Source organism: Parendozoicomonas verongulae (genome assembly GCF_009711465.1).
Lineage (GTDB): Bacteria > Pseudomonadota > Gammaproteobacteria > Pseudomonadales > Endozoicomonadaceae > Sansalvadorimonas > Sansalvadorimonas verongulae.
The window spans coordinates 1-803 of sequence record NZ_SMME01000419.1; the positions used below are offsets into that span (position 1 = coordinate 1).

Consider the following 803-nt stretch of genomic DNA (forward strand, 5'->3'; position numbering starts at 1 on the left):
GGGAATGCCCACTATACATTGGCAGGGTTAAGGGTGAAGCCGCATCCAGTATCTTCCTGATGTAGCTGCTGTGGTCTCTTTTTTTACCCCAAAAATGGACATACCAGTTTTTTAAGAGGCGGTGTACCAATGGTTTGAGTTCACTGACAGCGTCCAGCCTTTTTAACAGGCTATGAAGTGTCCTTGCCTCACTATCAGGGAAATTTTCTGGTTCTAGCCAATTTTGTTGAATAGCCACCTTAGCAATAGCTATAACCTGTGGTGGATGAACGCCCAGGTAGTCACAGGCTTGGGTGAGTATACTGACTATGGAATATTGCCAGTCGTCGCGCCTGGCTAAACCTCTCTGGACTATTTTTCCGTGTAAGTCCTGAAGTTCTTGCAACACAATATCAACAGGTTGATTTGCACGAACCAGCCCTCTTACTGCCAAGGCGAGTGAACTATGGGAACAAAACCAGTTACCTAACAGAGAGCAACTTTTGAGATTCTCTTTAACCCTACTTTTTAATAACTCACTCCCCAGGACAAAGGTGTTACTGTCCGGCTTCTGCCCCCAGAGTTTTTTTACAATATTGTCGATTTCTGGAGCGGATGTGGCACTTGTCGGTAACGCCGTACCACTTTGTACCGACTTAATGATTTTTTCCGGACTACTTCCAAAAGCCTCTGCCAGTAAAGCTATCGTTTCAGAGTTCGTGCTACTGGATATCCGAGACATCCACTGATCGCAGCCAGTCAGCGCCACTCCTTTCACGACAGGCTGAAAGTTAGGGGTATGCATCGAAAATTCTCCCGGTGCA

The 803-nt window shown here is 46.3% G+C and carries 1 protein-coding gene; it reads right to left on the reverse strand.

Annotated features, from left to right (window positions below; all coding sequences use genetic code 11):
• On the reverse strand, window positions 1–784 hold a 784-nt coding region (locus E1189_RS00870; protein ID WP_155158236.1), incomplete at its 3' end, for a hypothetical protein.
• Between the last annotated feature and the right edge of the window lie 19 nt (window positions 785–803).